This is a genomic window from Cupriavidus consociatus, from assembly GCF_017814975.1.
Taxonomy (GTDB): domain Bacteria; phylum Pseudomonadota; class Gammaproteobacteria; order Burkholderiales; family Burkholderiaceae; genus Cupriavidus; species Cupriavidus consociatus.
On sequence record NZ_JAGIQA010000009.1, the window covers coordinates 25946 to 51044 of the forward strand.

The following is a 25099-nucleotide window of genomic DNA, read 5'->3' on the forward strand; positions in this document are numbered from 1 at the left end:
GACAGGAACGCAGTCTGCGCCGCCGGTCGGCGCGAGAACAAGAAAGGGACCGGACAGATGTGGCAGCACGCAAGGGTCAAGAGGGTAGACCGGGACAGCGGGCAGTCTCCCTCGGGATGCGTCCGGCGCAGGCAAGCTGCCGGCAGCGCCGCGATCGAGTTTGCGATCGTGGTGCCGCTGTTGCTCGCCATCGTCATCGGCATCGTCTACTACGGCATGGTGCTGGCACTGCAGCAGGTGCTGACGCTGGCGGCAGAAGAAGGGGCACGCGCCGCCTTGCGCTATCCGTCCGGGGTATCCGGCACGGGCGCGGCCGCAACGCAGGCGGCACGCGTCAGCGCCGCCTCGGCCATCGCGCTGGGCACGCTGCCCACCTCCATCAGCAGCGCCATCACCCCGGCGAACGTCGCGCAGGCGGTGCCATGTGCAAGCGGTTCCGCCGACCTGTGCGTGCAGGTCACGCTCAGGCTGCCGACCGCCAACATCCTTCCAGCCGTGCCGATGGTGCCGGTGCCGGCGACTTTGTCCGGCACGGCCATGGTCCAGCTTTCGCCCGATATCTGAGCGCGGTGAACGCCATGGCGCACCTCCAGGTACTTCTAGCGCTGTCCGCACAAAGGAACTTCTCATGACCAGCAAGCAGATCCGACTTGTGGCGGTGGTGTTGCTGGGGCTGGCGCTGCTGCTTGCGGTACTGGCCTGGCAGGTCGGCAGCCAGCCGGCGCCTGCGGAGAAGGCGCCAAGGGGGGCGTCGCCCATGCACCCGGTAGTCGTCACCACGCGCGCCGTGGAAGCCGGCAAGCCCATCGGCGCGGACGCGCTCAAGGTCGAGATGCTGCCGATCGATCCGGCCGGCGCCTACACCGACGTGGCGCGCGTCAGCGGACAGGTGCTGCTGGTGCCGCTGGGCGCCAACGTGCCCGTGCTCGAAACCCAGCTGCTGGCCGGCCTGGCGACGCAGGTGCCGGAAGGCGAGCGCGCCGTGGCGGTGCAGGTCGACGAGGTCATCGGTGTCGGCAACCAGGTGCAGCCGGGCGACTACGTCGATGTGTTCCTGGTGCTGCGCCGCGACCAGCAGGAGATCCCGGAGAGCCACGCCCGCATGCTGTTGTCGCGGCTGCGGGTGCTGTCCTACGGTGCCGCCGCGGTGCACCGGCCGCAGCCGGACAAGCCAGAACAGATGATGGCGCGGCAGGAAGGCGCCAAGACCGCGGTCTTGGCGGTACCGCTGGAACAGGTCAGCCGGCTCGCCATGGCGCAGCAGTCGGGGCGCCTGCTGCTGGCGCTGCGCAACCCGCACGACGAGGCCATGCCGAGCGAAGGCATGTTCGTGGAGCCGCCGCCGGCACTGGCCCTGCGCACCGGCGTGCCGGCCGATGCGCCGCGCGCCGCGCCCGACCGGGCCGTCGCCGGCGTGGCGTTGTCCGGCATGGCGGCCACCGGCGCCGCGGGCGGCAAAGCCGCGCGGGCGCCGCAAGCGCCGGTGCCCGCAGCGCCGGTGGCGCGCCCGCTGCAGGTGTCCGCGCAGCCTGCAGCGCGCCAGGCGCGCGAAAGCGCGGGCGTGGAAGTGATTCGTGCCGGCAAGCGCGAGATCGAGTAAGAACGTGGGCGCTTATCGCATGCATACCAACAAGACTCAGTCCCCCGCCGCGGCAGCGCGCCGCAAGCTGACGCAGGTGGTGCTTGCCGCGATGCTGGCAAGCACCGCCTGGTGTGCACTGGCGCCGCGCGCTCTGGCGCAGGAGGCCGTGCCGGGATCCGCGCAGGACCCGGCGCCAGCCCGGCAACTGCGCCTGATGGCCGGCGCGCAGAAGGAAATCCGCACGGCGCAGCCGGTGGAGCGCGTGGCGGTCGGCAACCCGGCCGTCGCCGACGCGCTGGTGCTGCGCACCCGCGGCACGCCCAGCGTGCTGCTGGTCGCCAGGCAGCCGGGCGTGACCGACGTCATGATGTGGACGCGCAACGCCGAACCGGTGACGTACAGCGTGCAGGTCGACGCCATCGCCCCCGATGCGGATGGCGCCAGGGTGGGCTACTCCGCAGCGGGCGCGGCGATCAGCGGGCAGTCGCCCGATGCCTACGCCGCGGCGCGCGCGCAGGCATCGGCCCGTGCCGCCACCGCAGGCAAGGCCGACGGCAGGCCCGGCCTGGTGATCGACCGCTCGACGGTGCCGGTCAGCGGCACGGTGCAGGTCGACGTCAAGGTGGTCGAGGTCAGCAAGACCGTGCTCAAGGAAGCCGGCATCAACTTCTTCCGCAACCATTCCGGCTTTGCCTTCGGTTCCTTTTCGCCGTCGACGCTGAACAAGTTCACCTTCACCCCCGGCGCCAACGGCAATCCCGGCAGCTTCAGCGCCGACCTGTCATCGCCGATGAGCAGCGCTTTCAACCTGGTGGCCGCGTCGCTGAGCAACGGCATCTTCGCCAACATCAGCCTGCTGGAGGCGAACGGCCTGGCACGCGTGCTGGCCGAGCCCAGCCTGGTGGCGCTCTCTGGCCAGAGCGCCAGCTTCCTGGCCGGCGGCGAGATCCCGATCCCGGTGCCGCAGGCGCTGGGCACCACCACGATCCAGTTCAAGCCCTTCGGCATCGGGCTGACCGTGTCGCCCACGGTGCTCTCGGCAAACCGGATCGCGCTGAAGGTGGCGCCGGAGGCCAGCGACCTGGATCCGTCGCGCGGCATCTCGATCAACGGTGCGGTGGTTCCCGCCATCGTCACGCGCCGCGCCGACACTACCGTGGAGCTGGGCGACGGCGAGAGCTTCGTGATCGGCGGGCTGGTCAGCCGCAACACCGTCAGCAATGTCAGCAAGGTGCCGCTGCTGGGCGACCTGCCGGTGATCGGCGCCTTCTTCAAGAACCTGAATTTCCACCAGGAAGACCGCGAGCTGATGATCGTCGTCACGCCGCGCCTGGTGAAGCCGCTGGCCAAGGGCGCGCCGGCGGCGCACGCCGTCGGTGCCGACGGCCGCACCAGCGCCAGCCCCAATGTCTGGGGCTGGTACATGGTGGGCGAGTACGCGGACCCGACGTTGCCGGGTTTCTCAAAATAGCCGCCGGCCATGCCGGCGGGCATGGCCAACACGCTGAGGCGGAACGATGGACTATTTCCTGTTGCATGCCACGCAGGGCGAAGTCAGGGACTGGCTGGGCAAGGTCCTGGGCGGGCTGGGCACGCTGGTGGCCGAGGGCGGAGCCCAGGAGGCCTTTATCGCGCGCGTCGGCGAGCTGCGCCCCGGGCTGGTGTTCCTGCATTTCTCGCCCGAACTGGCCAGCGCCTCGGCGCGCCTGGGCGAGCAGCTGCTGCGGCTCTTTCCCGGCCTGCCGCTGGTCGCGGTCGGCCGCGCCGATGATCCCGGCGTCATGCTGGCCGCGCTGCGCATGGGCGTGAAGGACTTTATCGACCTGCGCGACGCGCCGGCCGACGCCGAGGCCGTGGTCAAGCGCCTGGCCGTGCCGCGCGAGCAGGTGCGCCCCGCCGAGGCCGTGCGCCAGGGCAAGATCGTCGCGCTGCTGGGCGCGCGCCCGGGCGTGGGCGTGACCAGCCTGGCGGTCAACCTGGCGGCCGCCGCGCGCCGCCACCTGCCGCTGCGCGAAAAGTCCGACGCGCGCGCCGAGGTGCTGCTGCTCGACCTGGGCCTGCCCGCGCGAGACGGCGCGCTGTACCTGAACCTGACCCCGGGCTTCCACTTCGTCGAGGCGGTGCGCAACTTGCGCCGCTTCGACCAGGTCTTCGTGCAGACCGCGCTGATGCGCCATGCCAACGGTGTCTGCGTGCTGCCATTGCCGGGGGCGCTGGGCGAGCTGCGCGACATCTCCTATTCGGAAGCGATCAGCCTGCTGGAGCGGCTGCGCGCGTTCTTCGACATGCAGGTGATCGACCTCGGCGGCTTCGGCAATGCCGAGTTCACCGCGCAGATCGTCAAGGCCGCCGACAGCGTGGTGCTGGTCGCCGAGCAGAGCGTCGGCGCCATCGTCTCGGCGGCCGAGCTGGTGCACGAGCTGCGCGCGCGCGAGGTGGAGCGCGACGACCTGCACCTGCTGGTGTCGCGCTTCGATGCGCGCCTGGGCGTCGACGCCGCGCAGATCGCGCGCCGCGTCGGCGTGCAGTCGGTGGCGACGCTGCCCGACTGCCGCGAGGCGCTGGTGCTGGCGATGAACCGCGGCGCGGTACTGGCCGACGACGACCCCCACGATCCCTACGTGCGCGCGCTGGCCGAACTGCTGGCGCGGCTTGGCTATCGCCCCGAAGCGGCGAAGGACACCAGCCTGCTTGGACGCATGAAGGAAAAACTGCCCGAAGCGCTGCGCGCGGTGCGTGCGGCCAAGGCCGGAAGCTGAGCAAGCCCAGGAAGCCGACATGACGCAAGCGATCGAATTCTCCGACCACGCCCCCGCACCGTTTCCGGTCTCGCAGGAATTCCACAACATCAAGGAAGCCGCGCACGAGCACCTGCTGACCCGCATCGAAGAGCTGGGCGCCGAGTTCGGCCGCTGGTCGCGCACCGCGATCCAGCGCTTCGTCGACCTGGAACTCGAGAGCTTTACCCGGTTGCGCCGCATCCCCATCAACGAAGCCGAGCTGCGCCAGATCGCCGAGGCGCTGACCAAGGAGCTGGCCGGCTTCGGCCCGATCGAAGACCTGCTCAGCGATCCTGCGGTCGAGGACATCCTCGTCAACGGGCATCTCGACGTCTACGTGTCGCGCCACGGCGTGCTCGAGCGCATCCCGGTGCGCTTTGCCGACGGCGGCCACCTGCTGCGCATCGTGCGCCGCATCCTGGCGCCGATCGGCCGGCGCCTGGATGAATCCAACCCGATGGTCGACGCGCGCCTGCCCGACGGCGGCCGCATCAACGTGGTGATCCCGCCGCTGGCGCTGGAAGGCCCGGTGGTGTCGATCCGCAAGTTCCGCAAGGACCCGATGACGCCGGCCGACCTGGAGGCGCTGGGCACCATGAGCCCCGAGATCGCCAACCTGCTGCAGGCCGCGGTGCAGGCCCGCTGCAATATCCTGGTGAGCGGCGGCACCAGCTCGGGCAAGACCTCGCTGCTCAATGCGCTGGCGACCTTCGTGCCGGCCAGCGAGCGCGTCATCACCATCGAGGACACCGCCGAGCTGGCGCTGAACCACCCGCACGTGGTGCGGCTGGAAAGCCGGCCCGGCGGCTTCGAGGGCACCGGCGTGGTGTCGATCCGCGACCTGCTGCGCAACAGCCTGCGCATGCGCCCCGACCGCATCATCGTCGGCGAAGTGCGCGGCGGCGAGGTGCTCGAAATGCTGCAGGCGATGAGCACCGGCCACGACGGCTCGATGGGCACCATCCACGCCAGCAGCCCGCGCGAATGCCTGTACCGGCTGGAGATGCTGGCCGGGTTTGCCGGCTTCCAGGGCAGCGAGGCGAGCCTGCGCCGGCAGATCGCCAATGCCATCGACTTTATCGTGCAGATCGCGCGGCTCTCCAACGGCAAGCGCCGCATCGTCTCGATCACCGAGGTCACCGGCCTGGGCGACAACATCGTCTCGACGCAGGAGCTGTACCGGCACGAGCCGGCCATCAACGCGGACGGCACCGAGACCGACCGCTGGCTCTCGCTCGGCATCCTGCCGCACTCGCCCAAGCTGGCGCGCATGCGCGGGCCGGGCTTCATGCTGGACGACCGCTTCGATGTCTAGCGCCACGCTGATGCTCGCCGCGGTGGCGCTGGTCGTCACCGGCCTGGGGCTGCTGCTGCTGGCCAGCGCGCAGGCGCGCGCGCGCCGCGAGCAGTCGCAGGCGTTCCTGCGCGCGCAGACCGAGCAGGTGCGGCTGCGCTACGCCAAGGCGCCGGACCCGGCACCGCAGCTGCCCGCGCGCGACCTGCGCCGCCACTGGGAGGATTTCCTGCGCCGCGCCGACCTCGCGCCGACGCGCCGCACCGCCATGCTGTGGGGCGCGCCGGTGGCGCTGTTCACCGCCATCGGCGCGCTCGCGGGGCAGTGGCTGGGCGCAGCGGCGGCGTGCATCGTCGCGCTGGCAATCGCAGCCTGCCTGCTGTGGAACCGCGTGCGCCGGCTGCACAAGAAGCTGCTGTCGCATCTGCCCGGCTTTCTCGATGGCGTGGTGCGGCTGATGACCATCGGCAGCAGCGTGCCGGCGGCGTTCCAGAACTCCATTGCCAATACCGAGGCACCGCTGCGGCAATGCCTGGTGCAGGCGGTGCACTTGCAGCGCGCCGGCAAGGAGCTGGACCAGGCGGTGCTGCAGGTGGGGCGCGCGTACAAGGTCGACGAACTGGTGCTGGTGGCCTCCGTGCTGCGCCTGTCGGTGCGCTACGGTGGCCGCGCCGACATGGTGATGGAGCGTACCGCGGCCTTCATGCGCGACCGCGAGGCGGCCCAGCGCGAGCTGCTGGCGCTGTCGGCGGAGACGCGGCTGTCGGCATGGATCCTGGGGCTGCTGCCGCTGGTGGTCGCCGGTGGCCTGTTCATGCTCAATGCCGGCTACATCATGCTGATGTGGAAGGACCCGGCCGGCAAGACCATGCTGCTGAGCGCGCTCGGCCTGGAAGCCGCGGGCGTGCTGATGCTGTACCGGCTGGCCAAGTCGATCTGAGCGGCACATGCACGGAACCACGCACACATGGACCGCCTGACACTGATCTCGCTGAGCCTGTTCGCCGCCGCATGCGGCGTGGCCTTGCTGACGCTGCCGCTGTTGCGCGACTGGCGCCAGCGGCGCCTGGCGGCGCGCACCATCGACGCCGCGCTGGCGCGGCAGCGCGCTGCCGATGCGGCGCAGGGCGCGCCGGCAAACGCAGCGCAGCCGAATGCGGGCGCTGCCGCCGCCCAACCTGGCGCACGTGGCGCGGCGCTTCCGGTTCAGCCGGGCCGGCCGGGTGCGGCGGCCATCGGCGTACAGCTGGGCGCGCAACTTGGCGCTCACGTGGGCGAACGCATCGATGCGCACTGGCTGGAATCGCGCCTGGGCCGCGCGGTGGTGACGCCCGAAGACCAGCAACTGCTGGAGCAATGCGGCTGGTACGGGCTGAACGCGCGCATGCTGTTCGGCGTGCTGCGCCTGGCGCTGCCGCTGGCGCTGTCGCTGGCCGCGATGCTGTGGCACGTCGGTGCGGGTGCCGCCGTCATGCTGGCGTGGGGCTTCGGTGTGTTCGCGGTGGGCTACCTCGCGCCCAAGACCCTGCTGCGCCGGCATGCCACGTCCCGGCTGCGCCTGGTCGACGACGAACTGCCGGTGCTGATCGACATGCTGCGGCTGCTGCAGGGTGTGGGCCTGTCGATCGACCAGAGCCTGCAGGTGATCGTGGCCGAGTTCGGCAGCATGCTGCGCGTGCTGGGCCCGGAACTGGCGCGCGCCAACCAGCAGTTTGCCTCGGGCCGTTCGCGCGAGCAGACGCTGCTGCGCATCGGCCGGCTGTTCGACAACGAAGACCTGAAGGGCCTGATCATGCTGCTGACCCAGGTCGACCGCCACGGCGGCGCGGTGCAGGAGCCGCTGCGCCAGTTCGGCCTGCGCCTGCAGGAGGCGCGCAAGGCACGCCTGAAGGACCAGATCGGCCGGCTCACGGTCAAGATGACAGCGGTGATGGTGGTGAGCCTGCTGCCGGTGCTGCTGATCATTACCGCGGGCCCCGGCTTCCTTGGGGTGATCCGCATGATCAAAAATATGGGAGCGATGCAATGATGCGCACAGCCGGCCCGTCGTTCGGCCGCATTTCCAGATTCATGGCCGCGGCCGCGGCAGCGGCAGCGGCAGCGGCGGCGCTGGCGGGCTGCGCCACGCGCGACATCGGCGCCGCCATGATCCAGCAGCAGGCCGAGGCGCAGGTGGAACTGGCCAGGATGCGCGACAAGACTGCCCGTGCCGAGTACAACGAACAGGCGGTCTACCTGGGACTGATCCGCAAGATGCAGCAGGACGGGTTGTACTTTGCCTCGCTGGCGCATATCGACGTCTACGTGCAGCGCTTCGGCAACGACAACGAGATCCGTGTGATGCGCGCCGATGCATTGCGCGAGACCGAGCAGGACAAGGCCGCCACCGAGGCCTACCAGCAGCTGGCCGCCAGCTCGCAGGGCGTGCAGGCGGCGCATGCCCACCACGGGCTGGGGCTGCTGGCCGGGCGCCAGGAAGATTTTGCGCAGGCGGTGACCGAGCTGCGCGCGGCGGCCGCGCTCGACCCGGTGAACGCACGCATCGCCAGCGACCTGGGCTATGCCCTGATGCGCAGCGGCGCGTTGCAGGACGCGCGCGTGCCGGTGATGCAGGCGCTGGAGCTGGATGCACGCAACCCGCGCGTGATCAGCAATGCCGCGGTATGGCTGATGGCCGACGGCAAGCGCGTGCAGGCCAACGCGATGATGCAGAAGGCCGCCATGCCCGAAGCGACCCGCAGTGCTGTGCGCAAGGAAGCCGACCGCGTGGCCCGTGCCGCGGCCGCACGCGAACGCGCGGCGGTGCGGTCCGCGCCGGCCGTGCGCGCCGTACCCAAACCTTCAACCTCCGGCACTCCCGCCACCGTGGCCGTCGCGGCACGGTCGCCGGCCGTGGCCGCCCCCGAGAGCGCCAGCCCATGACCGACATGATCCGCCTTGCCTTCCCCACGCCGGCAGTGCCGGCACTGTGCGTGGCGCTATGCCTGCTGCTGGCGCCGGCCGCGCAGGCACAGCCCGCCACGCCGTCGGCCGAAGCTCCTGCCGACGCCATCGGCATGCCGGCGGAGCGGCCCGCCGCGCGCGAGATCGGCGCCGATACGCGCGCCATCCTGGCCGTGCAGCGCGAAGGCACGCAGGCCGGCCCGCTGCTGCCGATGCACGGCGAGCAGGCCGCGCTGGGCTACGAGCGCTACATGAACAGCTTCCGCTTCGCGCTGCCGGAGTTCTACACCGGGCAGGCCAACGCCAGCACCGCGCGCGCCGGATCGGCCGGACAGATGCTGAACGGCAAATGAGCTGGCGCGCGCCGACAATGCAGTGCAGGCACCGGACGCGGCTCGCGCGGCCTGCCGCCCGCGGCGCCATCAGTGTGATGGCGGCGCTGCTGATTGCCACCGTGGCGATCGCCGCGCTGGTGTCGATCGACGTCGGCCATGTGTTCATGCGCCAGCGCCAGTTGCAGAACATGGTGGACCTGGCGGCGATGTCGGCCGCGCAGCAGCTCAAGCAGGCGGCCAGCGCCGACCAGCTCAACACGGCGGTGCGCGCCACCGTCAGCAATATCGGCGCGCAGAATGGCTATCCGTCCGGCATCGCCCTGGGCTGCGCGGACGCCGCCGCGGGCAATGCCGACGGCATGACGGCGTGCGTGGGCGTGTGGGACCCGGCCAGCGGCGGACAGCGGCATTTCAGCGCTGCGTACGATGCCACCAAGGTGTCGCCCAACGCCGTGCGCGTGCAGGCCACGCAGACGGTGCCAATCCTGTTCGTCATCAGCGGCGGCGGCGGCCGCCAGCTGCGCGCCGAAGCGATCGCCAGCGGCAGCCCGCCGGTGGCGGCGTTTTCGCTGGGAACCGGGCTGCTCGACGTCAGCACGGCCAACAGCATGCTGAGCTGGCTGCTGGGCAACGCCGTGCAGCTGTCCGCCGTGGACTGGCAGGGGCTCGCCAATACCACGGTGACGCTGGACCAGCTGCGTCTTCAGGCTGAGGCCGGCACCGTCGACGAGCTGCTGAAGACGTCGCTGAGCCTGCGCGACTACTACGCGCTGGTGCTCGGTGCGGCGAATCGGGACGTGCTGCTGACGACCATGCTGGGCAGCCCGCCGACAACGCTGGGCGCGGCGGGCGCGGGCGTGGCGGTGTCGCTGGACAAGCTGCTGCAGTTGGGCGTGTTGGCGCCCGCCGCCTCGTCGGCGGCCGAGGTGGGCCTGAACGTGGCGCAACTGCTGATGCTGGGGGCGCAAGTGGCGCGGGGCGATGCGGCGGCGACAGTGCCGCTCAACGTGCCGTTGCCGGCGGGGCTGGGCGGCATGAGCGCCAGCCTGCGCGTGATCCAGCCGCCGGTGATGGCCGTGGGACCGGCCCGCAAGCTCTCCGCCAGCCCGGAGACCTGGCAGACGACGGCAAGGACGTCGCAGGTCAAGCTCGACCTGCTGCTGCAGGTTAATGCCAACGTGCTTGCGCCGGTGGTGGATGTCGGCATCAATGTCCCGGTGCATCTTGAAGTCGCCGATGCCGCCGCCGACCTGACCCGGCTGCAGTGCGCCGCCAATCCCGCCGACCGGCGCGCCACCCTGCATGTCAAGAGCGCCCTGGTCACCGCGTGCCTGACCGACGCCTGCAGTGGCACCGTGATGCTCGCCAACACCAAGGCGCTCGGCGGGCTCAATGTCGTCAAGGTCACCACCACCGACAGCCAGCGCTACGGCAACACGGTCGGACAGGACGTTACCCTTGCGCCGGGCGGGCAAGCAAAGATCGGCACGGCCGACCCCTTCGGTGGCCTGTTCTCGCAAGTCTTGTCGTTGAAGGTGCGCACGGAGGTACTGGGCCTGCTCAGCGTGCCTCTCGACATCGGACCCTTGCTGGCCCCCCTGGGCGCGGCGCTCGATGCCCTGGTCCCGCCGCTGCTCGCCAGCCTCGGCATCCAGCTCGGCACCGCCGACCTCTGGCTGCACAGCATCGACTGCAACAACTCCGAACTGGTGTACTGAGCCATGGCCGTGCCCCACAACCGCCTGATGGCAGAGATGCAATGAAGACCGACCGCTGGGCCTACGAAAACCTCGAAGTCTACGTGTGGGAAGGCAAGTACGAGATTGCCGACCGCGTGACCCGCTTCCTGTCGCCGCTGGGCGTCGACGTGATCCGCCCCGGCGCGCTCGAGGCGCTGCCCACCGAGCCGCGCACCAAGCCCTGCATCGCCGTGATCAGCGTCTCGGTGATCGGCGCGGCGCGCTTCACGCTCGACTGGGAGGCGGCGCACGGCATGCCGGTGATCTGGGTCGCGGCACCGGGCCGCGAGACCGATCCCGGCCGCTTCCCGCCCGAATACGCGCATATCCTCACCGACGACTTCACCGGCGCGGACCTGCGCAACCAGATCGGCAAGCTGCTGCCGCAACTGCTGGCCGCCGACGCCGGCGGCGCGCGCGAGGCCGAGCTGGTGGCCGGTTCCACAGCGATGCGGCAGCTGCTGCAGCATGTCGAGACCTTTGCCGACTTCGGCAGCAACGTGATGCTGTACGGCGAGACCGGCGCCGGCAAGGAGCGCATCGCGCGCCTGTTCCATGAACGCAACCGCAGCTACGGCAAGGGCCCGTTTGTCGCGGTCAACTGCGGCGCGATCCCAGATGGGCTGTTCGAATCGCAGTTCTTCGGGCACGCCAAGGGCGCCTTCACCGGCGCTGCCTTCGCGCATCGGGGCTTTTTCGAACAGGCCAACGGCGGCACGCTGTTCCTCGATGAAATTGGCGACCTGCCGCTGTTCCAGCAGGTCAAGCTGTTGCGCGTGCTGGAAGAGAACGCCATCACGCGGCTGGGCTCGACGCTCTCGGTCAAGCTCGACTTCCGCCTGGTCGCCGCCACCAACAAGGACCTGCGCGACGCGGTGCGGCAAGGGCGCTTCCGCGCCGACCTGTACTTCCGGCTGGCCGTGATCGAGATGCGCATCCCCAGCCTGGAAGAGCGCGGGCCGGCCGACAAGATCGCGCTGCTGCAATCGTTCCTGCGCCATATGCTGGGGCCGTCCGGCTTCGACGACCTGCCGCCGATGCCCGACTGGCTCCGGGGCGCGGTCGGCACCGCCTACTTCACCGGCAATGTGCGCGAACTGCGCAACCTGGCCGAGCGCGTGGGCATCACCGTGCGGCAGACCGGAAGCTGGGACGAGGAACGTATCCGGCCGCTGTTCCGCGCGCTGCATCCGGGCGCATTCGACGCTGGCGAGCGCAACGACCTGCGCGCCGATACGGAAGAACGCCGCCGCATCCTGGCCGCCCTCGATGCCAATGGCTGGCGGCGGCAGGATACGGCGGCGAGCCTGGGCATCAGCCGCAAGGTGCTGTGGGAAAAGATGCGCAAGTTCCAGATCGCCGACAGCGAGGCCGAGCCGGTCTGATGCTGGCGCATCGCCGCCGGCTCAGGGCAGGCGGATCTCCTTCACGTCGAAGTGCGATTCGCCGATCAGCTCCTTGTCGTACTCGCCGACCAGCTCCACCGTCGTGCTGGCGTCGACGGGCTTCTGTGCCGGCCACACCTTCTGCTTGATCTTCACCTTCATCTGGCCGGTGCCGTCCGCGAACAGGTAGCGCTCGTCGCCGACGCTGCTGACGATCTTGCCGCGCAGCACCGCGTGCTGGTCGTCCTTGCCATCGGCCTGCAATGCTTTCACGGTCATGGCCGGGATCGAGGAAGGGCCGGTGTACTGCGCGCTGGCGCTGGCGCCGGCGGCGGCAAGGCCAAGGGCGAAGACTACAGCGGTGGCGGTCAGGATGTGTTTCATGTGCGTTCTCCATCAAGATTGGAACCCGGGGGCGATGGCATGGATGATGCGCCGGCACGGCTGAACCGTCGCTGAATGGCCGCGCAGCCCCCGCAACGATTTATCATTGCGGGCTGCGCGCGCCGCATCCACCTTTCCACCGGATCCCAGATTGCGTTTCCTGCACACCGCCGACTGGCATCTCGGCCGGCTCTTCCATGCCCGCAGCCTGCTGGAAGACCAGGCCCATATCCTTGGCCAGTTCGTTGAACTGGTCAAAGCCGAACGACCCGACGCCGTGCTGATCGCCGGCGACGTCTATGACCGTGCCGTGCCGCCGCCCGAGGCCGTGGCGCTGCTCGACGACGTGCTGGGCCGCATCGTCGTCGATGCCGGCGTGCCGGTGGTGATGATCGCCGGCAACCACGACAGCGCGCAGCGGCTGGAATTCGGCGCGCGCCTGATGCGCGCGCAGGGCCTGCACGTGGCCGGCCGCACGCTGGCCGAGGCCGCCAGCGTGACGCTGCACGACGCGCACGGCGAAGTGCGCCTCTACGCGCTGCCCTATGCCGAGCCCGCGGTGGTGCGCGACGCCATGGGCGCCGAGCTGCCCTCGCACGAAGCCGCGCTGCGCGCGCAGCTCGATGCGATCCGCGCGGTCCATCCGCCGGGCGTGCGCGCGGTGGTGGTGGGCCATGCCTTCGTGGTCGGCGGCGCGGCCAGCGAATCGGAGCGGCCGCTGTCGGTCGGCGGCAGCGGCGCCGTGGCGGCCGACCTGTTCGCCGGGTTCGACCTGGTGGCGCTGGGCCACCTGCACCGGCCGCAGACGCTGGGCGGCGGGCGCATCCATTACGCCGGCTCGCTGCTCAAGTACTCGCTGTCCGAGTGTGCGCACCACAAGTCGGTGTCGCGCATCGAGCTGGATGCCGACGGCACCGTGTCGATCACGCCGGTGCCGCTGCAGCCGCTGCGCGACGTGCGCGTGGTCGAAGGCGAACTGGCCGCGCTGCTTGCCGCCGGCGCCGATGATCCGCAGCGCGACGACTATATCCACGCCCGCCTGACCGATGCCGGCGCGCTGCTCGACCCCATGGCCAAGCTGCGCCAGGTCTACCCTAATGCGCTGGCGATCGAGCGCGCGGTGCTGGCGCGCAGCGGCACGGCCTCGGAAGCGGGCCGCCAGCTGCGCCAGCTTGGCACCGGCGAGCTGTTTGCCAGCTTTTTCCGCGAGGTGGCCGATGCCGAGCTGGAGCCGGGCCACCGCGAAGTGCTGGACCAGCTGCTGGCCGGCATGGCGGCGGCGGAGCGGGAGTCGGCATGAGACCGCTGCATTTGACCCTGCAGGCCTTCGGGCCGTTTGCCGCGACCGAGCTGGTCGATTTCACGCGGCTTGGCGACCAGGCCTTCTTCCTGATCCACGGCCCCACCGGCGCCGGCAAGACCACGCTGCTCGACGCGATCTGCTTTGCCCTGTATGGCGATACCTCCGGCGGCGAGCGCAGCGCGCAGGCCATGCGCAGCGCCAATGCCGCGCCGGGGCTGCGCACCGAAGTCACGCTGGAATTCAGCCTGGGCGCGCAGCGCTGGCGCGTGGTGCGCTCGCCCGCGCAGGAGCGGCCGAAGCAACGCGGCGAGGGCTGGCTGACGGAACCCGCCAAGGCGCAACTCGACCAGCACGACGGCAACGGCTGGGTCAGCAAGGCTGGCCAGCCAGGCAAGGTCAGCGATGCCATCCGCGAGCTGCTCGGCTTCGACAGCGCGCAGTTCCGGCAGGTCATCGTGCTGCCGCAAGGGCGCTTCCGTGAACTGCTGACCGCCAGTTCGCAGGCGCGGCAGGCGATCCTGGAGCGGCTGTTCCACACCGAACTCTATCGCCGCGTGGAAGAACTGCTGAAGACCCACGCAGCCGGCATCCGCCGCGATGCCGAGCGCATCGGCATCCAGCGCGACGAAGCGCTGCGGCAGGCCGGCATGGAGAGCGTGCAGGCGCTCGCCGACGGCATCGCCGCGCTGCAGGCGGAAATGCATGCGCTGCAGGGGCAGGAGCAGGGCGCACGCCAGGCGCTGGCCACGGCACAGGCGGCGCTGGGCGCGGGCGAACAGGTGGCGGCGCGGCTTCAGGAGCGCCAGCAGGCCGAAGCCGCGCACGCTGCGTTGCTGGCACGGCAACCCGCGATGGAGGCGGAACGTGTGCGGCTGCAGGCGGCGCAGCGGGCGGCGCGCGTCAACCCGGCGTTGCAGCGGTGGCAGCTCGCGCAGCGCGACCATGCGGCGGCCGGGACCGCGCTGGACCGGGCCGATGCGGGCGCTGCGCGTGCCGCGCAGCAAGCCGCGCAGGCCGCCGCCGCATTGCAGGCCGAGACCGGCCGTGCCGGTTTGCGCTCGGCCGCACAGCGGCGCTGCACGGAACTGGACGCCATGCTGCCGCGGGCGCGCCAGCTCGGCACGCTGCGCGAGGCCCTGGACGCGGCACAGCGCAAGCAAGCCGCCGCCGTCGCGGCGCGCGAGCGTGCCAATGCCAGGCTGGCAACGAGCCAGGCCGATGCCGTCGCGGCGGAAGCCGCGCTCGCGCAGGCGCAGCTTGCTGCCGCGCAGTTGCAAGGTACGCAGCTGCAGCTCGCCGCGCTGCAGGAGAAGTCGCGGCAATTCAGCCGCCATGCGCAGGCGGTGCAGGCGCATGCCAGCGCCGTCGCGCAGGCGGCGGACGTGGAGGCGGCGCTGCAACTGGCCGAGCGCCTGCGCGAACGCCGCCGTGCCGCGCTGGCCGAAGCCGAAGCCGCGTGGCGCGCCGGCCAGGCGGCGCGGCTGGCGGCGTCGCTTGCCACCGGCGAGGCGTGTCCGGTATGCGGCAGCAGTTCGCATCCCCTTCCGGCGCAGCATGTCGACACGCCGCTGTCCGACGAGGCGCTGGAGCAGGCGCGCGGCGCCATGCTCGAGGCCGAGTCGCAGGCAGTGCGTTGCGCCGCCCACGTACAGGCCGCGCAGGCCGCGGCCACGCAGGCGCGCGAGCGTGCCGACGAACTCGCGCAGGCGCTGGGCGACGCCTCGAACGAGGCCGCACGCCAGCTGAAGACAGAGATTGCAACGCTGGAAGCCGCGCTGGCGTCAGGGCAGCAGGCAGCGGCCGGCGTCGGCCAGTGCGAGGCCGCCATCGCCGCCAGCCGTGGCGCGCGCGCGGCGGCGGAACTCGCCGGCCGCGAAGCCGCCGCCGCTGCGGAAACCGCTTCGCAGGCGCTGGCGCAGTGCCAGGTTGAATGGCAGGTTGCCTGCGCGCAAGTCCCGGACGACTCGCGCGACCCGGTGGTGCTGGCCGAAGCCCTGCGCCAGGCGCAGGCCGATGCCGCCGCGCTGGAGCACGCGTTCGCCTCCGCGCAGGCGGCGGAACGGCAGGCCGCCACGGACGCCGCCGCCGCGCATGCCGCGCTCGGCTCGGCCCGGCAGGCCCAGGTGCAAGCCGCCGCACGCCTCGCCGAGTCCGAAGACGCGCTGGCGCAAGCGTTGGCGCGTGAAGGTCTTGCCGATGCAGAGGCGCACGCCGCGGCCAGCCTGCCCGATGCCGACATGGCGCGTATCGACCAGTTGTTGCGTGTTTTCGATACGGAACTGGTCTCCGCCGCCCGGCTGCGCGAGCGCGCCGAAGCCGCCGCGCAGGGCCTCGCCGTGCCGGACCTGGACGGATTGCGCGCCGCCGGGCAGGCCGCCGCCGATGCGGTGGAAGCCCTGGTCAGGCAACAGGCGGATCGCGGCCGCGCGCGCGACACACTGCAGCAATGCCAGCTGCGCCTGCAGCAACTCGACGCGCAAGGCCGCGATATCGAAGCCCGCTATGCGGTGCTGGGCCGGCTCGCCGAGGTCGCCAACGGCAACAACCCGCGCCGCATGACCTTCCAGCGCTTCGTGCTGGCAACGCTGCTCGACGAGGTACTGGAAGCCGCCTCCGCGCGGCTGCTGGCGATGAGCCGGGGCCGCTATGTGCTGCAGCGCGTGCGCGAGCAGGCCGACCAGCGCAGTGCCGGCGGGCTGGATATCGAAGTGTTCGACCACGACACCGGGGCGCCGCGCCCTGCCAATACGCTGTCAGGCGGCGAAGGCTTCCTGGCGTCGCTGTCGCTGGCGCTTGGCCTGGCCGACGTGGTGCAGTCGCGCGCCGGCGGCATCCAGCTCGATACGCTGTTCGTCGACGAAGGGTTCGGCACGCTGGATCCGGAAAGCCTGGATTTTGCCATCCGTACGCTGCTGGACTTGCAGCAAGCCGGTCGGCTGGTCGGGATCATCTCGCACGTGGCTGAACTGCGCGAGCGCATCGACGTGCGGCTGGAAGTGCGGCCGGGGGTTGGCGGCAGCCGCGCCACGCTGAGCGGCGTGGCGGCCGCGGCCTGAGAGTATTTGCCGGCCGGGACCGGCCGGCATGCCGGTCAGCCGACGAACACCTGGCGGCAGCGGATCGCCATGACCTGCGCCTCGAACGCGCGTGCGGCGGCCTGCGCCAGCCGCGCGCGTCGCGACAGCCTGGGCGCGCGCTGCGCGCAAGCGCCGCGGCCTGTCGCGGCCGCGAAGGTTTCGTCGCTTGCGTGGCCCAATCCCCACGCCCGCTGCGTGACCTGCAGGATGCGCGCAAGGGCTGCGGCATGTTGTGTGGAGGCATTCGGGACGGTGGCGGTGCCCATGGTCGGACTCCTCTTTCTTGTCTGTTGCCGGGCGGCGCGCCTGAGCCGGGTGGTCCGGGGGATGCTGTCGGGGCGCTGCCTCTTCTGATTCCACAATAGCCGCCGCGGCCCCGGCGCAACATCGACAGCGAACCGATTCCCCTGTCGGTTCTGTCCTACACGGGACGCCGCCGTCACCCCGCGCGGTGATCGCCCAACGTATATGCGCCAGGCCGGCCGGCGGGTTGACCGTCGCCCGCGCGCAGGTGTAATCTGTTCATTCTGCGAATTCAAGTTCGAACAGCGAACAATAGCCGGTCACCGCTGGCAGCTTTCGGATCGCGGCTGTGCCGACCGCGCGGCCCCAAACAACACCACGCAGACTGCTGGACCGTTCAACGGGCGGTACCGGCGGCGCCAATGCCGCCGGCCGCGAACGAACATCCTTCCGGCAGGACTATCGGAGACAGTCTTTCATGCGCCGCGCCTTGCGGCCCGCTCCGGTAGCCTGCGGATCTTCCGACCTGGAACGCAAGTGATCAACAAGCTATACGACACGGTGGAAGCGGCGGTGGCCGGCATCCACGACGGCGCCACCATCCTCATTGGTGGCTTTGGCCTCGCAGGCATGCCCGCGGAACTGATCGACGCGCTGATCGAGCAAGGCGCGCGCGACCTGACCATCGTCAACAACAACGCCGGCAACGGCGACACCGGCCTGGCCGCGCTGCTGAAGGCCAGGCGCGTGCGCAAGATCATCTGCTCGTTCCCGCGCCAGACCGATTCGTACGTGTTCGATTCGCTGTACCACGCCGGCGAGATCGAGCTCGAACTGGTGCCGCAGGGCAACCTGGCCGAGCGCATCCGCGCCGCCGGCGCCGGCATCGGCGGCTTCTTCACCCGCACCGCCTACGGCACGCCGCTGGCCGAGGGCAAGGAAACCCGCATCATCGATGGCCAGGGCTATGTGTTCGAAGCGCCGATCCACGCCGACTTCGCGCTGATCAAGGCCGACACCGCCGACCGCTGGGGCAACCTCACCTACCGCAAGACCGCGCGCAATTTCGGGCCGATCATGGCCATGGCCGCCAAGTGCGCCATCGTGCAGGTCAACAAGGTGGTGGAGCTGGGCGAGATGAACCCCGAACACATCGTGACGCCGGGCCTCTTCGTCAAGCGCGTCGTCAAGGTCGCCTGAGCGCGGCAACAGGAGAAACAGCATGCAACGCCTGACCCGCGACCAGATGGCCGCCCGCGTGGCCAAAGACATTCCCGAAGGTGCCGTGGTCAACCTCGGCATCGGCCTGCCGACGCTCGTCGGCAACCACCTGCCCGCAGACAAGGAAATCCTGCTGCACAGCGAGAACGGCCTGCTCGGCATGGGCCCCGCGCCCGCGGCCGGTGAGGAAGACGGCGACCTGATCAATGCCGGCAAGCAGCCGGTGACGATCAAGCCGGGCGGCTCCTACTTCCACCACGCCGATTCGTTCGCCATGATGCGCGGCGGCCACCTCGACTTCTGCGTGCTGGGCGCGTTCCAGGTGTCGGAAAAGGGCGACCTGGCCAACTGGCACACCGGCGCTCCCGGCGCCATCCCCGCCGTGGGCGGTGCGATGGACCTGGCGATCGGGGCCAAGCAGGTGTTCGTGATGATGGAACACCAGACCAAGCAGGGCGAGAGCAAGATCGTGCCGCAGTGCACGTATCCGCTGACCGGCATCGGTTGCGTGACGCGCATCTACACTGACCTTGCCACGCTCGACGTGACCGCCGACGGACTGGTCGCGCGCGACCTGGTGGAGGGCCTGAGCTTTGAAGAACTGCAGCGCCTGACCGGCGTGCCCCTGAAGCAGGCCTGAGCGCCGGCATCGATATCCATCACAAAGAGAGAGACACACCATGACCGAAGCCTTTATCTGCGACGCCATCCGCACGCCCATCGGCCGCTACGGCGGCAGCCTGTCCGCGGTGCGCCCGGACGACCTTGGCGCGGTGCCGCTGAAGGCGCTGATGGCCCGCAATCCCAACGTTGACTGGAAGGTCATCGACGACGTGATCTACGGCAACGCCAACCAGGCCGGCGAAGACAACCGCAATGTGGCGCGCATGTCGTCGCTGCTCGCGGGCCTGCCGCAAGACGTGCCGGGCGCCACCATCAACCGCCTGTGCGGCTCCGGCATGGATGCCACCGGCACCGCCGCGCGCGCCATCAAGGCGGGCGAAGCGCAACTGATGATCGCCGGCGGCGTGGAAAGCATGAGCCGCGCCCCGTTCGTGATGGGCAAGGCCACCAGCGCTTTCTCGCGCGATGCGCAGATCTTCGACACTACCATCGGCTGGCGCTTCATCAACCCGGCCATGCGCGCGGCCTACGGCGTGGACTCGATGCCCGAAACCGCCGAGAACGTCGCCACCGACTACAAGATCAGCCGCGAAGACCAGGACCTGATGGCGCTGCGCAGCCAGGAAAAGGCCTCGCGCGCGCAGGCCGACGGCACGCTGGCGCAAGAAATCACCGCGGTCACCATCGCTCAGAAGAAGGGCGACCCGATCGTGGTCGAGCGCGACGAGCACCCGCGCGCCACCAGCATGGAAGCGCTGGCCAAGCTGCGCGGCGTGGTCCGTCCTGACGGCACCGTCACCGCCGGCAACGCCTCGGGCGTGAACGACGGCGCCTGCGCGCTGCTGCTGGCGAGCGAAGCCGGCATCAAGCAACACGGCCTGACCCCGCGTGCGCGCATCGTCGGCATGGCCACCGCCGGCGTGGCGCCGCGCGTGATGGGCATCGGCCCGGCACCCGCCTCGCAGAAGCTGCTCAAGCAGCTGGGCATGACGCTGGACCAGATCGACGTGATCGAGCTGAACGAAGCGTTTGCCGCGCAAGGCCTGGCCGTGCTGCGCGAGCTGGGCGTGGCCGACGACGACAAGCGCGTCAACCCCAACGGCGGCGCGATCGCGCTGGGCCACCCGCTCGGCATGAGCGGCGCCCGCCTGGTCACCACCGCGATGTACCAGCTGCACCGCACCGGCGGCCGCTTCGCGCTGTGCACGATGTGCATCGGCGTGGGCCAGGGTATCGCGATGGTGATCGAGCGCGTTTAAGCGCAGGCTCTTCCGCTTGTTTGCTCCTCTCTCCCGCTTGCGGGAGAGGGGCCGGGGGTGAGGGCCGGCGCATGCAATCGCGACGCACGTCAGCACGGATTGCCGTGCAGGTCGTTTCTGCAAACGCCTGCCCTCACTCCAACCCTCTCCCGCAAGCGGGAGAGGGCGCAAGACCGCAGTAGTTTTGAAAGTGAGTCAAAGATGTCCCTCCCCGTAGCCACCCTCGTCACCGGCGGCAGTTCCGGCATCGGCCGCGCCATCTGTGAAATGCTGCTGGCCGATGGCGTGACCCAGGTGGTCAATGTCGACTACGCCGCGCCGGCCTGGTCGCATCCCAACATGACCTTCTTCCAGGCCGACCTGACCGATGCCGAGGCGACCCGCGCCGCGGCGGAGCAGGTCACGTCGCGCTTTGCCATCACGCGCCTGGTGCACAATGCCGGCGCCACCCGCCCCGGCACCGCCGACAGCGCCACCGTTGCCGACCTGGACTACGTAACCGGCCTGCACCTGCAAGCGCCGCTGCTGCTGCTGCAAGCCTGCCTGCCCGCCATGCGCGCCGCAGGCTTCGGCCGCATCGTCAACATGGCCTCGCGCGCCGCGCTGGGCAAGCCCGAGCGCGTGGTGTACTCGGCCACCAAGGCCGGCCTGATCGGCATGACCCGCACGCTGGCGATGGAACTGGGCGGCGACGGCATCACCGTCAACGCCGTGGCCCCGGGCCCGATCGCCACCGAGCTGTTCCGCAAGAGCAATCCGGAAGGCGCGGAGCAGACCAGGCGCATCCTCGCCAGCATCACGGTCAAGCGCATGGGCACGCCGGAAGATGTCGCGCGTGCCGCGCTGTTCTTCCTGTCGCCTGACAACGGCTTTGTCACTGGCCAGGTGATGTACGTGTGCGGCGGCACTACGCTGGGGGTTGCGCCGGTATAAGCGCGCGCCGTCACTCAAGGATTCAACAAGAAGAGACGTTAACCAAACGTCACGCATGTCGGCCCAGAGCCAGGCCGTCAACCGGAATGCCTGCCTTTGCGCGGCATCCGTTCGGGAACGGCAATCACGCCATTTCAGCACAACGTCCTGCACGGGCCCCAATCTCCGTCGGGACAGCTTTACCGGAGTAATACCGATGAGACATGATTCCCAGACCTCGACCACGCGCCGCCGCCTGCTCGCCGCCGGCGTGGCGCTGGCCACCACCATTGCCGGCTTCGCCGGTGCCGCGCACGCACAGGGCGGCTACCCGACCAAGCCGATCACGCTGATCGTGCCGTTCTCGGCCGGCGGCACCACCGACATCCTGGCCCGCATCGTCGGCCTGCAGCTGGGCAAGGCGCTCGGCCAGCCGGTGGTGATCGACAACCGTCCGGGCGCGGGCGGCAACATCGGCGCTTCACTGGCGGCCAAGGCGCCGGGCGACGGCTACACGCTGTTCATGGGCACCATCGGCACGCACGCGATCAACCAGTCGCTGTACTCCAAGCTGCCGTATGATCCCGTCAAGGATTTCGCGCCGATCAGCCGCGTGGCGATGGTGCCGAACCTGGTGGTGGTGAACCCCAAGGTGCCGGTCAACAACGTCAAGGAACTGATCGCCTACGTCAAGGCCAATCCGGACAAGCTGTCGTACGGCTCGTCGGGCAGCGGTTCGTCGATGCACCTGTCGGGCGAGCTGTTCAACTCGATGACCGGCCTGCATATCCAGCACATCCCGTACAAGGGCAGCGCCCCGGCGGTGAACGACCTGCTGGGCAACCAGATCGGCCTGATGTTCGACAACATGCCGTCGTCGTATCCACACGTGAAGGCGGGCAAGCTGCGCGCGATCGCCGTGACTTCGGCCAAGCGCTCGCCGGCACTGCCGAACGTGCCGACCGTGGCCGAATCGGGCGTGCCGGGCTATGAGGCGACTTCGTGGTTCGCGCTCTACGCGACGGGCGGCACGCCGCAACCCATCGTCGATCGCCTGAACGCGGAACTGGTCAAGATCCTGGCCATGCCGGAAGTGAAGAAGCAGATGGCCGATCAGGGTGCCGAGCCCAACCCGGAAAAGCCGGCGCAGCTGGCGGCGTTCATGAAGGCGGAAACCGCCAAGTGGGCCAAGGTTGTGAAGGCCTCGGGCGCTACGGTGGACTGAGACCGATGCTGCCCTAGCCTGAAAATCGCCGGTCCCGTCGGGCCGATTGGCTGAAAACCCACATTCTTCGGAATGTGGGGTTTTGCTTTTTGGTGGCCATCGCCGCGCTGGCTTGCCATGCCGATGCGTAGTGGAGCACAGGCTCGCTCGCAAGCCTCAGTCGCTTCCCAGCTGCGGCCCGCCCCCTTGCCGCTTCTCGATCGCAGACTTGAGCAGCGCCGCGCTGCGATAGATACCGTGCGCAAACTTGCCGTAAGGCAGCGTCGCAAACAACGCCATCACCACGCCAAGGTGCACCGCCAGCAGCAACGGCATCGCCAACGTCTCACGCAACGCCAGCAACCCGAGCCCGGTGGCACTGGTCAACAACAGCAGCGCGATGAATCCCCGATCCATCGGGCGCTGCCGCCTGTCGCCCTGCATCGGATGCCGCCGCAGATTCAGCCACAGCAAGCCAGCCGGCCCGATCAGCAGTCCCAGCCCGCCAGCGATGCCCAGCAGTACCGGCAGGCTGGCAACCGGATATGGCGCGTGCCAGCCCAGCAGGTAGTGATACCCGGTAGCGACCGCCGTCGAGGCAAAGCACAGCATGAAGCCGTAGAACGTGAAATGGTGGAAGCGCCGCCGTGCCAGCGTGAAGCGATCACTCGCCTCATTGCAGCCATCGCCATGCCCACCGTCCAGGTAGGTCAGCGCCAGCACATGCTTCGCCGCCTCGGCCACCGCAGGCGCTGACGCCGCACCGGCCGAGACATCGCGCCAGAACCGCCGCACGCCAACCCCGAGCGCAAGCACCGAGAACCCGAACACCGCCCCAAACATCGCCGCCAGCGTGTTGTGCGGAAAGACCGCGTAGAAGTTGCCGCCGGCATGCCGCTGCCACAGGGCACCACCCGTCGCCACCGCCAGCACCAGGAACAACGCCAGCCCGAGCGCCAGCGCGACCGACACCGTCAGGCCGTTGCGCTGGTACAGCTTGCCCAGCGGCGCGGGCCACGCGTATTCGCTGTACGTCTCCAGCCGCACCTTGGCCATGGCCTGCGGCACATTGACGCCGAAGCCATGCGGCGGCGCATACTGGCAAGCGTGGTAGCACGCCCCGCAGTTGTGGCACAGGTTCGCCAGGTAGTTGACATCGGCCTTGCCGAACTCAAGCCGCCGCGTCATCGCCGGGAATACCGCGCAGAAGCCTTCGCAATAGCGGCAGGCATTGCAGATCTGCATCTGCCGCGCGACTTCGGCTTCGTTGTCGGTCAGTGGCAGCACGCGAATCACGCGTGCGTTGCCGTGCCTGGCGACAGCGTCCTTGCCTGCCAGTTCCGCGGCCTCGCGTGCCAGGGCTTCAAGCTTCTGCATGGATCACTCCCGACTTGATGCCAGCCGCCTGCGCGGCTTGCGTGCCGGCAATGCGCCCGAAAGCGGTGCCGATCGACATGCCGACCCCGGCCGTATATCCCTTGCCCAGCACGTTGCCCGCCATCATTTCCCCTGCCACGAACAGATTCCCGCTCGGCTTGCCGCCGAAATGTACCTGGGCGCGCTCGTTGACCTTGAGCCCCAGGTAAGTAAAGGTGATGCCCGGCCGCAGCGCATAGCCGTAGAACGGCGCCTGGTCCAGCGGGCGTGCCCAGTGTGTCTTGGCCGGCGCCAGGCCTTCGGTATGGCAATCGTCCAGCGCGGTATGGTCGAACGTGCCGACGCGGCACGCCGCGTTGTAGTCCTGCACGGTGCGCACGAACTGCGCCTCCGGCAGCCCGAGCTTGCACGCGAGTTCGGGCAGCGTGCCGGCCTTCTCGCCGGGGAACACCGGCGGCATGAAGCGGCCGATGGCCTTGCTGTCGATGATCGAATAGCCGATCTGCCCGGGCTGCTGCGCCACCAGCCGGCCCCAGATTGCATAGCGCTTGGGCCAGAAGTCCTCGCCCTCGTCATAGAAGCGCCCGGCGTCGCGGTTGACGACGATGCCCAGCGAAACGCAGTCGATGCGCGTGCAGATGCCGCCGTCATACAAGGGCGCGCGCGCGTCGATGGCGACGCAGTGCGATTGCGAAGGGTCGCCGATGGCATCGGCGCCGGATTCGATCATGTGCCGCAGCAGCACGCCCTGGTTGAAGCGCGTGCCGCGGATCAGGAAGTTGTCGGCGGGCCATTCGCCGCGTTCGTTCTGGCCCCAGGCCTCGCGCAGCCATTCGCGGTTGGACTCGAAGCCGCCCGCTGCCAGCACGCAGGACCGCGCGGCAAAGCGTTGATCGCCGCTGCGCGCGGCGACGAAGCGGTCGCCATCCATCTCGATCGCGTCGACCGGGGTTTCATAGCGGACCTGCACCCCCATCGCTTCGGCGCTGCGGTAATACGCGTTGACCAGCGCCTTGCCGCCGCCCATGAAGAAGGCGTTGGTACGCGCCACGTGCAGCGCGCCCGACAGCGGCGGCTGGAAGCGCACGCCATGCTTGCGCATCCACGGCCGGCAGGTGGACGAGGCGCGGATCACCAGCCGCGCCAGATGCTCGTCGGTGATGCCGCCGGTGACCTTGAGCAGGTCCTGCCAGTACTCTTCTTCGGGATAGGCGTCGACCAGCACGTCCTGCGGCGCGTCGTGCATGCAGCGCAGGTTGCGGGTGTGCTGGGAATTGCCGCCACGCCAGGCGCGCGGCGCAGATTCGAGCATCAGCACCGAGGCCCCGGCTTCGCGCGCCATCAGCGCCGCGCACAGGGCCGCGTTGCCGCCGCCAATTATCAATACATCCACCAATACGTCGACCATCGGCATTGTCTCCTTGCTGGCGCCATCTT

Annotated in this window: 22 protein-coding genes; 18 read left to right on the forward strand and 4 right to left on the reverse strand. The window is 69.8% G+C overall.

Annotation, left to right across the window (positions count from 1 at the left end; translation table 11 throughout):
* Nucleotides 1-57 precede the first annotated feature (57 nt).
* The 11 genes from J8I82_RS14115 to J8I82_RS14165 all read left to right on the forward strand — a co-directional run bounded on the left by J8I82_RS14115 (nucleotide 58) and on the right by J8I82_RS14165 (nucleotide 12058).
* Nucleotides 58-564, forward strand: a complete 507-nt coding sequence (locus J8I82_RS14115; RefSeq protein ID WP_209758408.1) for a TadE/TadG family type IV pilus assembly protein — start codon at nucleotides 58-60, stop codon at nucleotides 562-564.
* A 64-nt stretch (nucleotides 565-628) separates the two neighbouring features.
* A complete protein-coding gene (gene cpaB / locus J8I82_RS14120; protein ID WP_209758410.1) occupies nucleotides 629-1600 on the forward strand; it encodes a Flp pilus assembly protein CpaB in 972 nt (323 codons plus the stop codon).
* Between the two features lie 19 nt (nucleotides 1601-1619).
* Nucleotides 1620-3053: a type II and III secretion system protein family protein gene (locus J8I82_RS14125; RefSeq protein ID WP_209758412.1), complete on the forward strand. Its 1434-nt coding sequence runs from the start codon at nucleotides 1620-1622 to the stop codon at nucleotides 3051-3053.
* Between the two features lie 46 nt (nucleotides 3054-3099).
* Nucleotides 3100-4341 carry a CpaE/TadZ family protein gene (locus J8I82_RS14130; protein WP_209758414.1) on the forward strand — a complete coding sequence of 414 codons (1242 nt, stop codon included), beginning with the start codon at nucleotides 3100-3102 and terminating at the stop codon, nucleotides 4339-4341.
* Nucleotides 4342-4360: 19 nt separating this feature from the next.
* Nucleotides 4361-5677 (forward strand): TadA family conjugal transfer-associated ATPase, encoded by a 1317-nt coding sequence (locus tag J8I82_RS14135; protein ID WP_209758416.1) that lies wholly within the window; start codon nucleotides 4361-4363, stop codon nucleotides 5675-5677.
* Entirely contained in the window at nucleotides 5670-6596 is a 927-nt protein-coding gene (locus J8I82_RS14140) for a type II secretion system F family protein (RefSeq protein WP_209758418.1), read from the forward strand. The genes J8I82_RS14135 and J8I82_RS14140 overlap by 8 nt, the downstream gene beginning before the upstream one ends.
* Nucleotides 6597-6623: 27 nt before the next feature.
* A complete protein-coding gene (locus J8I82_RS14145) occupies nucleotides 6624-7685 on the forward strand; it encodes a type II secretion system F family protein (protein WP_209758420.1) in 1062 nt (353 codons plus the stop codon).
* A complete protein-coding gene (locus J8I82_RS14150; RefSeq protein ID WP_209758422.1) occupies nucleotides 7682-8578 on the forward strand; it encodes a tetratricopeptide repeat protein in 897 nt (298 codons plus the stop codon). The genes J8I82_RS14145 and J8I82_RS14150 overlap by 4 nt, the downstream gene beginning before the upstream one ends.
* Nucleotides 8575-8952: a DUF3613 domain-containing protein gene (locus J8I82_RS14155; protein ID WP_209758423.1), complete on the forward strand. Its 378-nt coding sequence runs from the start codon at nucleotides 8575-8577 to the stop codon at nucleotides 8950-8952. The genes J8I82_RS14150 and J8I82_RS14155 overlap by 4 nt, the downstream gene beginning before the upstream one ends.
* Nucleotides 8949-10652: a TadG family pilus assembly protein gene (locus J8I82_RS14160; RefSeq protein WP_245179756.1), complete on the forward strand. Its 1704-nt coding sequence runs from the start codon at nucleotides 8949-8951 to the stop codon at nucleotides 10650-10652. The genes J8I82_RS14155 and J8I82_RS14160 overlap by 4 nt, the downstream gene beginning before the upstream one ends.
* A 41-nt stretch (nucleotides 10653-10693) precedes the next feature.
* A complete protein-coding gene (locus J8I82_RS14165) occupies nucleotides 10694-12058 on the forward strand; it encodes a sigma 54-interacting transcriptional regulator (protein ID WP_209758425.1) in 1365 nt (454 codons plus the stop codon).
* 21 nt (nucleotides 12059-12079) lie between these two features.
* Here the strand turns inward: J8I82_RS14165 and J8I82_RS14170 are convergent, their stop codons facing one another.
* Entirely contained in the window at nucleotides 12080-12442 is a 363-nt protein-coding gene (locus J8I82_RS14170) for a YgiW/YdeI family stress tolerance OB fold protein (RefSeq protein WP_209758427.1), read from the reverse strand.
* Nucleotides 12443-12593: 151 nt separating this feature from the next.
* On the opposite strand from J8I82_RS14170, the gene J8I82_RS14175 reads away from it, so the two are divergent.
* Together J8I82_RS14175 and J8I82_RS14180 are read left to right on the forward strand one after the other, a co-directional pair.
* Complete coding sequence (locus J8I82_RS14175) at nucleotides 12594-13742, forward strand: exonuclease SbcCD subunit D (protein WP_209758429.1); 1149 nt, start codon at nucleotides 12594-12596, stop codon at nucleotides 13740-13742.
* A complete protein-coding gene (locus J8I82_RS14180) occupies nucleotides 13739-16801 on the forward strand; it encodes an AAA family ATPase (protein WP_209758431.1) in 3063 nt (1020 codons plus the stop codon). Before J8I82_RS14175 ends, J8I82_RS14180 begins: the two co-directional genes overlap by 4 nt.
* Before the next feature lie 35 nt (nucleotides 16802-16836).
* Here J8I82_RS14180 and J8I82_RS14185 read toward each other — a convergent pair whose 3' ends face one another.
* A complete protein-coding gene (locus J8I82_RS14185) occupies nucleotides 16837-17088 on the reverse strand; it encodes a hypothetical protein (protein ID WP_209758433.1) in 252 nt (83 codons plus the stop codon).
* 514 nt (nucleotides 17089-17602) lie between these two features.
* On the opposite strand from J8I82_RS14185, the gene J8I82_RS14190 reads away from it, so the two are divergent.
* The 5 genes from J8I82_RS14190 (at nucleotide 17603) to J8I82_RS14210 (ending at nucleotide 22306) form a co-directional block, all read left to right on the forward strand.
* Nucleotides 17603-18265 carry a 3-oxoacid CoA-transferase subunit A gene (locus J8I82_RS14190; RefSeq protein ID WP_209758435.1) on the forward strand — a complete coding sequence of 221 codons (663 nt, stop codon included), beginning with the start codon at nucleotides 17603-17605 and terminating at the stop codon, nucleotides 18263-18265.
* A 22-nt stretch (nucleotides 18266-18287) separates the two neighbouring features.
* Nucleotides 18288-18926: a 3-oxoacid CoA-transferase subunit B gene (locus J8I82_RS14195; protein WP_209758437.1), complete on the forward strand. Its 639-nt coding sequence runs from the start codon at nucleotides 18288-18290 to the stop codon at nucleotides 18924-18926.
* A gap of 40 nt (nucleotides 18927-18966) precedes the next feature.
* Entirely contained in the window at nucleotides 18967-20169 is a 1203-nt protein-coding gene (gene pcaF / locus J8I82_RS14200; protein ID WP_209758439.1) for a 3-oxoadipyl-CoA thiolase, read from the forward strand.
* A gap of 201 nt (nucleotides 20170-20370) precedes the next feature.
* Nucleotides 20371-21102, forward strand: a complete 732-nt coding sequence (locus J8I82_RS14205; RefSeq protein WP_209758440.1) for an SDR family NAD(P)-dependent oxidoreductase — start codon at nucleotides 20371-20373, stop codon at nucleotides 21100-21102.
* Between the two features lie 196 nt (nucleotides 21103-21298).
* Nucleotides 21299-22306, forward strand: coding sequence for a Bug family tripartite tricarboxylate transporter substrate binding protein (locus J8I82_RS14210; RefSeq protein WP_209758442.1), 1008 nt, complete (start codon nucleotides 21299-21301; stop codon nucleotides 22304-22306).
* Between the two features lie 156 nt (nucleotides 22307-22462).
* Here the strand turns inward: J8I82_RS14210 and tcuB are convergent, their stop codons facing one another.
* Together tcuB and tcuA are read right to left on the reverse strand one after the other, a co-directional pair.
* Nucleotides 22463-23662: a tricarballylate utilization 4Fe-4S protein TcuB gene (gene tcuB / locus J8I82_RS14215; protein WP_209758444.1), complete on the reverse strand. Its 1200-nt coding sequence runs from the start codon at nucleotides 23660-23662 to the stop codon at nucleotides 22463-22465.
* Nucleotides 23649-25058: an FAD-dependent tricarballylate dehydrogenase TcuA gene (gene tcuA / locus J8I82_RS14220; RefSeq protein WP_209758758.1), complete on the reverse strand. Its 1410-nt coding sequence runs from the start codon at nucleotides 25056-25058 to the stop codon at nucleotides 23649-23651. The genes tcuB and tcuA overlap by 14 nt, the downstream gene beginning before the upstream one ends.
* Nucleotides 25059-25099 lie beyond the last annotated feature (41 nt).